Genomic DNA, 8,059 nt, shown 5'->3' with positions numbered 1-8,059 from the left:
AAGCGTACGACAAGGCGAAGCAACGACGTATCGAGGGTTGTGTTAGCGGCTCTCAATACCGCGAAATCTGCCCATCCACCATGCGGACCCGGTCGCCCGGCCGCAGGTCACCCGGATCGGGAACGTCATACACCCGCTGGCCGCCTTGATCGAGCTGGATGCTCAGGCGGTACAGTCCGCCGACCTGCCCCACAGGCGCCGTGCGGCTCTCCAGCGCATTCCCCGCGAAGGCTCCGCCCACCGCACCAGCGGCGGTCGCCGCCGCACGGCCCAGGCCACCGCCGATCTGATTGCCCAGCACGCCGCCCACCACGGCCCCAAGCACGGTGCCCACGCCCGAAGTGCTGCCGCGCTGGTAGCTGGTCGGAAGGCTTTCGATACTGGAGACACGGCCGTACTCCACATACCCCTGGCTTGGCGCCGGATAAACAGTGCCGCCATAGGCGGGCTCAGGCGGCGGTGACTGATAGCCGCCGCCATACTGCGGCCCATAGGGATCCTGATAGGCACAGGCGCTGAGCAGTCCCGCCAACGCCAGTATTCCACCCACGGTGGTGATTCTTTGAGATACACGCATTTCGTCTTTGTCTTTCCTTGAACTCATGCCTCGTCCATGCGAGAAGCCATGGACGAAATGCTGCATCGCCGCCAATGGCCCGCCTGTAGGCCTTCGCCTGCTTTACCTTGGCGACACGGAAAGAGCGGGCACTCCCCGCAAATGCAGAAAACCTGCCCTCACGATGCCAAGAGGCCGGGTTGCGCCGGATCACTGCATGCGCGAAATCTGCTGGCCATTGATCACCTGCACCCGGTCACCCTGGCGCAGGTCGCCCAGGTCAGGCACATCGATCACGCGCTGGCCGCCCTGGTCCAGTTGAATGGTGATCCGGAATACGCCACTGACCTCCCGCGCCTGATTGCCGCTGCTGCCGATCGCATTGCCAGCCACCGCGCCGCCAGCCACGCCGGCAACGGTCGCCAGCGTACGGCCGCGGCCGCCTCCCACCTGGTTGCCGAGCACGCCGCCAACCACCGCGCCCACGGCAGCGGCTCCGACATTGGTCGAGCCTCCCTGCCCCGTGGCCACGCTATCGATGCGGACGACACGCCCCGTCTCCGTGATGTTCTGGGCAGGCGGAGCATTGACGGATCCCATGGTCCCCTGGTTCGCGGCGGGCGCGGTGGCGACGCAGGCGCCAAGCGAAAGAACCAAAGGAACGATGCCGAGACTGATTGCCAAACGGGTGGAAGTAGACATGGTTTGAATCCTTGATTTTTACAATGCAAAATCCACGACAGCCGCAGCCATCCGGAGGCCAACAACCCGCACTCAAGCTTCGAAGTTCACGAATCACGCGACCTGAAGCAGCAGCGCCGTCGTCGCGCTCCATCCTCAAACGCAGCAAGCGGCATGTTTGTAGGCTGGATTCGACTGTATAAGCACATTTGATATCAAATAAACACCAATGCGCTCAATCCAAACGATCGACTCAATGCTTGCCGGTGGATCCGTACCCGCCTTCACCGCGCTCACTGGCGGTATCAAACTCGGCCACTACATTGAAGCGAGCCTGCACCACCGGCACGATGACGAGCTGCGCGAGCCGTTCCATCGGTTGCATGATGAAGGCCACATCGCTGCGATTCCAGGCGCTCACCATGAGCTGCCCCTGGTAGTCGCTGTCGATCAGGCCAACGAGATTTCCCAGCACGATGCCATGCTTGTGACCCAGGCCCGAACGCGGCAGGATCAGCGCGGCGTAGCCCGGGTCCTTCAGATGGATGGCGATGCCCGTCGGCACCAGTTGCCACGCGTTGGGTTCGAGCGTGAGCGGCGCATCGAGACAGGCCCGCAGATCCAGGCCTGCGCTGCCAGGAGTAGCGTACGCGGGCAATTGATCCGCCATGCGCGGATCAAGAACTTTCACATCAATCTTCACTTGGAATTACTTTCGTTGGGGCCGCCGGACGGACTTCCCGCCCGCGAGCAAACTGAACACCGAGCGCGCGATACGCCGCAGCACATAAAGCCACACGAGTATAAGGAACGGCCACGTCCAGCCACGTCCGCCCGCGGCGGTCACGCCCAGCAAAATGATCACGGACATGAACAGAAAGAACGGCGGGATCCTCAAACGGGCAGGCCTTTGTGTGTTTTCGGAGTTCAGCGCATTCCCGATGTCATCACGCGCCCTGGCCCGCGTGCCAGCTTTCAAGGCATCCGGCGCCGACGCACGTGCCGCCGCCCTCGGCGATCCGGCCAGGGGCGCCATATGCTGTCCGCCCGACAAGGCGCGCGACTGCTGCTCGACGAGATTCTCCACATAGCGCGCAAAATCCCCGTCGGGCGGCGTGTCCGCGGGATGCTGCGCGGATGCCCCGAAGATATTGCGCCAGGCCATTGTCCAGCCTCAATCCCTGACGGGAACGCGCCGGGCGATCTCGGCGATCAGCTCACCGGCCAGCGCCTGCTTGGAAGCGCGCGGAATCTCTCGATGCCCTTGCGCATCGATCAGGATCAGCGCATTGTCGTCCTGACCGAAAGTAGCCGGACCAATATTGCCGACCAGCAACGGCACGCCCTTGCGTTCGCGCTTGGCGCTGGCATGGTCGAGCAGATTCTCGCTTTCGGCGGCAAACCCCACGCAGAACAGTTCGCCGGACTCCGCGCGCCTGGAATGCGCGATGCCGGCAAGAATGTCGGGGTTTTCGACAAACGCCAGCGGAGGCACGTCGCCGGACCCGTCCTTCTTGATTTTCTGGCTGCTGGCCTGCGCGGGCCGCCAATCGGCCACCGCCGCGGTCGCGATGAAGACGGAAGCCGCACTGGCGAACCCGGTCGCGGCATCGAACATCTGCGCCGCCGATTGCACATCGATGCGCTGCACGCCGCGTGGCGTAGGCAGATGCACCGGGCCGGCGATCAGCGTGACCTGGGCGCCCGCCGCACGCGCCGCGCGCGCGACGGCGAATCCCATCTTGCCGCTGGACAGATTGGTGATGCCGCGCACCGGATCGATCGCCTCGAAGGTCGGGCCCGCCGTGACCAGGACATGGTGCCCCGCCAGCGTCTTGGGCGAGAGCTGCGCCGCCAGATCCTCCAGAATCTCCTCGGGCTCCAGCATGCGCCCATCACCCGTCTCGCCGCAGGCCTGCTCGCCATTGCCGACGCCGAGAATCACGGCGCCGTCCCGCGCCACCTGCTCCATGTTGCGCTGGGTGGCCGGGTGCTGCCACATCTCGCGGTTCATCGCGGGCGCGAGCAAAAGCGGCACGCGTTCCATCGGGCGGGCCAGACACAGCAGACTCAGCAATTCATCCGATCGCCCCTGCGCCAGCCGCGCAATGAAATCCGCGCTGCACGGCGCGATCAGCACCGCATCCGCCTCACGGCCCAAGTTGATGTGCGGCATGTTGTTGCGCTCGCGCCCATCCCATTGCGACGAATAAACCGCGCGGCCGCTCAAAGCCTGCATGGTGACCGGGGTAATGAACTGCGCGGCGGCCTCGGTCATCACCACCTGAACCGTGGCGCCCGCCTTGACGAGCAACCGGCACAGCTCCGCTGATTTGTAGCAGGCCACGCCACCACTGAGGCCAAGGACAATGTGTTTTCCAGCAAGCTGTGTCATAGCCGGGAATTTAGCAGACAACCCGCAGGGATAGTCGACCGCGATCCAGCAGATCATCCAGGCCGACCCGTATAATCGGAATTTCCCACCACCATAAAAGACATGACCAAATTTGTCTTCGTCACCGGCGGTGTGGTGTCTTCCCTGGGCAAGGGAATCGCCTCAGCCTCCCTTGCTGCGATTCTTGAATCGCGCGGCCTCAAAGTCACTCTCATCAAGCTGGACCCCTATATCAACGTGGATCCCGGCACGATGTCGCCGTTCCAGCACGGCGAAGTGTTCGTGACGGACGACGGCGCGGAAACCGACCTCGACCTCGGCCACTACGAGCGTTTCATCGAAACGCGCATGAAGCAGTCCAACAATTTCACCACCGGGCGCATCTACCAGTCCGTGCTGGAGAAGGAACGCCGCGGCGACTACCTGGGCAAGACCGTGCAGGTCATCCCCCACATCACCAACGAGATCCAGGAATACGTCAAGCGCGGCGCGGGCATCGGCACGGATGAAGCGGTCGATGTCGCCATCTGCGAGATCGGCGGCACGGTGGGCGATATCGAATCGCTGCCGTTCCTTGAAGCCGTCCGCCAGCTCTCGCTCAAGCTCGGCCCCAACAATTCGGCCTTCGTGCACCTGACCTACCTGCCCTACATCGAGGCGGCCGGCGAGCTCAAGACCAAGCCCACGCAGCACACCGTGCAGAAGCTGCGCGAAATCGGCATCCAGCCCGATGCGCTGCTGTGCCGCGCCAAGCATGCCGTGCCGGACGAGGAACGCGCCAAGATTTCGCTGTTCACCAACGTGGCCGAATGGGGCGTGATCTCCATGTGGGACGTGGACACCATCTACAAGGTGCCGCGCATGCTGCACGAGCAGGGGCTGGACGGCCTCATCTGCGACAAGCTGCGCCTGAACACGCCTCCCGCTTCCCTGAAGCGCTGGGACGATCTGGTCTACGAGACCGAACACCCGCAAGGCGAGGTGCAGATCGCCATGGTCGGCAAGTACGTCGAGCTGTCCGATGCCTACAAGTCGGTCAATGAAGCGCTCAAGCATGCCGGCATGCAAAGCCACGTGCGCGTGAAGATCACACACGTGGATTCGGAGACCATTGATGACGGGAATGCCAAGGATCTGCTGTCCCGGTACGACGCGATCCTGGTGCCCGGCGGCTTCGGCTCGCGCGGCGTGGAAGGAAAGATTTCCACTGCCCGGTACGCCCGCGAGAACAAGGTGCCCTACCTCGGCATCTGCCTGGGCATGCAGGTGGCGACGATCGAATACGCGCGCCACATGGCGGGCCTCGAAGGAGCGAACTCCACCGAGTTCGACCCCCATGCCAAGCACCCCGTGATCGCCCTGATCACCGAGTGGAAGGACGAGGACGGCACCATCAAGACGCGCAACGAGAATTCCGACCTCGGCGGTACGATGCGCCTGGGCGCGCAGTCCTCCGACGTGCAGCCCGGCACGCTGGCGCACAGCATCTACGGAGACGTGGTGACCGAGCGCCACCGCCACCGCTATGAAGCCAACACGCAATACCTGGATCAGTTGCGTGAAGCCGGCCTGGTGATCTCCGCGCTCACGCAACGCGAGCAACTCACCGAAATCGTCGAGCTGCCCAGCAAGATCCACCCCTGGTTCATCGGCGTGCAATTCCACCCCGAGTTCAAGTCCACGCCGTGGAGCGGCCACCCGCTGTTCAACGCGTTCGTGAAGGCAGCCGTTGCGCATCACAAGGGTGCGTTGAAATAAGTTACCGAAGGACTAGACACATCATGAAACTCTGCGGCTTCGATGTCGGTCTCGACAAACGTTTCTTTCTGATCGCGGGCCCCTGCGTGGTGGAGTCCGAGCAGTTGCAGATGGATGTGGCGGGCCAGCTCAAGGAAATCACGTCCGCGCTGGGCATCCACTTCATCTTCAAGAGCAGCTACGACAAGGCCAATCGATCCTCGGGCGCGAGCTTTCGCGGCCCGGGCATGGACAAAGGTCTGGAGATTCTCGCCAAGGTGAAGAAGGAGCTGAACGTCCCCATCCTCACGGACGTGCACACCGAAGCCGAGATCCCCGCCGTCGCCAGGGTCGTGGACGTCCTGCAGACGCCTGCCTTCCTTTGCCGCCAGACGGATTTCATCCGGGCTGTAGCCCAGTCGGGCAAGCCGGTGAACATCAAGAAAGGCCAGTTTCTCGCGCCGCATGACATGAAGAATGTCATCGACAAGGCCCGTGCGGCAGCCAGGGAAGCCGGACTTGCCGAAGACAGCTTCATGGCGTGCGAGCGCGGCGCCAGCTTCGGCTACAACAACCTGGTGAGCGACATGCGCTCGCTGGCCATCATGCGCGAGACGGGAGCCCCCGTCGTGTTCGACGCCACGCACAGCGTGCAGCTGCCCGGCGGCAACGGCACGTCCAGCGGCGGCATGCGCGAGATGGTTCCGGTGCTCTCGCGCGCGGCGATTGCCGTGGGCGTCGCGGGCGTCTTCATGGAAACCCACCCGGATCCCTGCAATGCGCTCTCCGACGGCCCGAACGCCGTTCCGCTCAAACACATGAAGGCCTTGCTGGAGACGCTGGTGGCGCTTGACGACATCACCAAGCGCAACGGCTTCCTGGAAGACGATTTCAGCGCCTGAGAAGCGAGCGCACAGCCCCGCCGGCGGACATTCATCACCCATTCACATCATCGAGACAAAGAAATGCCAAGCGGATACGTCATCGCCACCGTCGAGGTCACCAACCCGACGCAGTACGAGGAATACAAGAAATGGTCGACCGCAGCCATGCAAGCGCACGGCGCGGAAGTCTGCATCCGCGGCGGCCAGGTGGAAGTCATGGAAGGCGACTGGGCTCCGCAACGCGTGGTGCTGCTGAAGTTCGCCAGCTTCGAGGCAGCGAAGGCGTTCTACCTTTCACCCGAATACGGCAAGGCGCGCGCAGCCCGGGAAGGCGCGGCCGTCATGCGGTTGATCTGCGTGGAAGGCGTATGAGCCACCCGTCGGCCATGTTCACCTGCGCGGCCTTGCCGGCATGCCTGGCTTCGCATCTCACAACACACAGGAACGACGCGGATTCCTCTCCCGGATTGCGTCAGACCTCTCCCGGTTATCAACTTTCTTAGGATCATTCATGAGCGCAATCGTTGACATCGTAGGCCGCGAAGTGCTGGACAGCCGCGGCAACCCCACCGTCGAATGCGACGTGCTGCTGGAGTCCGGCGTGATGGGCCGCGCGGCCGTGCCGTCGGGCGCATCCACAGGCTCGCGCGAAGCCATCGAGCTGCGTGACGGCGACAAGAGCCGCTACCTCGGCAAGGGCGTGCTCAAGGCCGTCGAGCACATCAACACCGAAATCTCCGAGGCCGTACTCGGCCTGGACGCGTCCGAGCAAGCCTTCCTCGACAAGACCCTGATCGACCTCGACGGCACCGACAACAAGGGCCGCCTGGGCGCCAACGCCATGCTGGCCGTGTCGATGGCCGTGGCGCGCGCCGCCGCCGAAGAGTCCGGCCTGCCCCTGTACCGCTACCTCGGCGGCATGGGCGCCGCGCAACTGCCCGTTCCGATGATGAACGTGATCAATGGCGGCGCGCACGCCAACAACAGCCTCGACCTGCAGGAGTTCATGATCATCCCCGTGGGCGCGCCCTCGTTCCGCGAGGCCGTGCGCTGGGGCGCGGAGGTATTCCATGCGCTCAAGAAGATCATTCACGACAAGGGCATGTCCACGGCCGTGGGTGACGAAGGCGGTTTCGCCCCTTCCGTCGAGAACCACGAAGCCGCGATCCAACTGATCCTGCAGGCCATCGAGAACGCCGGCTACACCGCGGGCGAACAGATCGTGCTGGGCCTGGACTGCGCCGCCAGCGAGTTCTACAAGGACGGCAAGTACGTGCTCGAAGGCGAAGGCGGCCTGCAGCTGACGGCAGAGCAATGGACCGACATGCTCGCCACATGGGTCGACAAGTACCCCATCATCTCCATCGAGGACGGCATGGCCGAAGGCGACTGGGACGGCTGGAAGCACCTGACCGAGCGCCTGGGCGGCAAGGTCCAGCTGGTGGGCGACGATCTGTTCGTGACCAACACCAAGATCCTGAAGGAAGGCATCGACAAGCACATCGCCAACTCGATCCTCATCAAGATCAACCAGATCGGCACCCTGACGGAAACCTTCGAGGCCATCGAAATGGCCAAGCGCGCAGGCTACACCGCGGTGATCTCGCACCGTTCCGGCGAGACCGAGGACTCCACCATCGCCGACATCGCCGTGGGCACGAACGCGGGCCAGATCAAGACCGGCTCCATGAGCCGCTCCGACCGCATGGCCAAGTACAACCAGTTGCTGCGCATCGAAGAAGACCTGGGCGACATCGCCTACTATCCGGGCCGCGCCGCGTTCTACAACCTGCGTTGACCGGGCAG

9 protein-coding genes are annotated in these 8,059 nt (G+C 63.6%); 4 read left to right on the top strand and 5 right to left on the bottom strand.

All coding sequences use genetic code 11. The features are described from left to right. Positions 1–52: 52 nt before the first annotated feature. The 5 genes from ABWP92_RS15240 to coaBC all read right to left on the bottom strand — a co-directional run bounded on the left by ABWP92_RS15240 (position 53) and on the right by coaBC (position 3,632). Positions 53–577: a glycine zipper 2TM domain-containing protein gene (locus tag ABWP92_RS15240; protein ID WP_353236247.1), complete on the bottom strand. Its 525-nt coding sequence runs from the start codon at positions 575–577 to the stop codon at positions 53–55. Between the two features lie 189 nt (positions 578–766). Beyond that, the gene (locus ABWP92_RS15235) at positions 767–1,258 is read right to left on the bottom strand and encodes a glycine zipper 2TM domain-containing protein (protein ID WP_353236246.1); all 492 of its coding nucleotides are present in this window, start codon (positions 1,256–1,258) and stop codon (positions 767–769) included. A 232-nt stretch (positions 1,259–1,490) separates the two neighbouring features. Further along, positions 1,491–1,940, bottom strand: a complete 450-nt coding sequence (dut, locus tag ABWP92_RS15230) for a dUTP diphosphatase (protein WP_353236245.1) — start codon at positions 1,938–1,940, stop codon at positions 1,491–1,493. Positions 1,941–1,946: 6 nt separating this feature from the next. Beyond that, complete coding sequence (locus ABWP92_RS15225) at positions 1,947–2,402, bottom strand: hypothetical protein (protein WP_353236244.1); 456 nt, start codon at positions 2,400–2,402, stop codon at positions 1,947–1,949. Positions 2,403–2,411: 9 nt separating this feature from the next. Beyond that, positions 2,412–3,632 (bottom strand): bifunctional phosphopantothenoylcysteine decarboxylase/phosphopantothenate--cysteine ligase CoaBC, encoded by a 1,221-nt coding sequence (coaBC, locus tag ABWP92_RS15220; protein WP_353236243.1) that lies wholly within the window; start codon positions 3,630–3,632, stop codon positions 2,412–2,414. Positions 3,633–3,734: 102 nt separating this feature from the next. On the opposite strand from coaBC, the gene pyrG reads away from it, so the two are divergent. The 4 genes from pyrG (at position 3,735) to eno (ending at position 8,051) form a co-directional block, all read left to right on the top strand. Beyond that, on the top strand, positions 3,735–5,390 hold the full coding sequence (gene pyrG, locus ABWP92_RS15215) for a CTP synthase (protein WP_353236242.1): 1,656 nt from the start codon (positions 3,735–3,737) through the stop codon (positions 5,388–5,390). A 23-nt stretch (positions 5,391–5,413) separates the two neighbouring features. Then, positions 5,414–6,271: a 3-deoxy-8-phosphooctulonate synthase gene (gene kdsA / locus ABWP92_RS15210; RefSeq protein ID WP_353236241.1), complete on the top strand. Its 858-nt coding sequence runs from the start codon at positions 5,414–5,416 to the stop codon at positions 6,269–6,271. Between the two features lie 63 nt (positions 6,272–6,334). Beyond that, a complete protein-coding gene (locus tag ABWP92_RS15205) occupies positions 6,335–6,625 on the top strand; it encodes a DUF1330 domain-containing protein (RefSeq protein WP_353236240.1) in 291 nt (96 codons plus the stop codon). Positions 6,626–6,764: 139 nt separating this feature from the next. After that, positions 6,765–8,051 (top strand): phosphopyruvate hydratase, encoded by a 1,287-nt coding sequence (gene eno, locus ABWP92_RS15200; protein WP_353236239.1) that lies wholly within the window; start codon positions 6,765–6,767, stop codon positions 8,049–8,051. Positions 8,052–8,059: the final 8 nt, after the last annotated feature.

The organism is Diaphorobacter ruginosibacter, from assembly GCF_040396215.1.
GTDB classification, from domain to species: Bacteria; Pseudomonadota; Gammaproteobacteria; order Burkholderiales; family Burkholderiaceae_C; genus Diaphorobacter_A; species Diaphorobacter_A ruginosibacter_A.
This window is presented reverse-complemented; position numbering and strand designations above follow the sequence as displayed.

What these genes read in the sequence shown, in the direction of transcription:
- ABWP92_RS15240 (WP_353236247.1), bottom strand. Translation starts at nt 577, where the DNA reads ATGCGTGTATCTCAAAGAATCACCACCGTGGGTGGAATACTGGCGTTG.
- ABWP92_RS15235 (WP_353236246.1), bottom strand. Translation starts at nt 1,258, where the DNA reads ATGTCTACTTCCACCCGTTTGGCAATCAGTCTCGGCATCGTTCCTTTG.
- ABWP92_RS15225 (WP_353236244.1), bottom strand. Translation starts at nt 2,402, where the DNA reads ATGGCCTGGCGCAATATCTTCGGGGCATCCGCGCAGCATCCCGCGGAC.
- coaBC (WP_353236243.1), bottom strand. Translation starts at nt 3,632, where the DNA reads ATGACACAGCTTGCTGGAAAACACATTGTCCTTGGCCTCAGTGGTGGC.
- pyrG (WP_353236242.1), top strand. Translation starts at nt 3,735, where the DNA reads ATGACCAAATTTGTCTTCGTCACCGGCGGTGTGGTGTCTTCCCTGGGC.
- kdsA (WP_353236241.1), top strand. Translation starts at nt 5,414, where the DNA reads ATGAAACTCTGCGGCTTCGATGTCGGTCTCGACAAACGTTTCTTTCTG.
- ABWP92_RS15205 (WP_353236240.1), top strand. Translation starts at nt 6,335, where the DNA reads ATGCCAAGCGGATACGTCATCGCCACCGTCGAGGTCACCAACCCGACG.
- eno (WP_353236239.1), top strand. Translation starts at nt 6,765, where the DNA reads ATGAGCGCAATCGTTGACATCGTAGGCCGCGAAGTGCTGGACAGCCGC.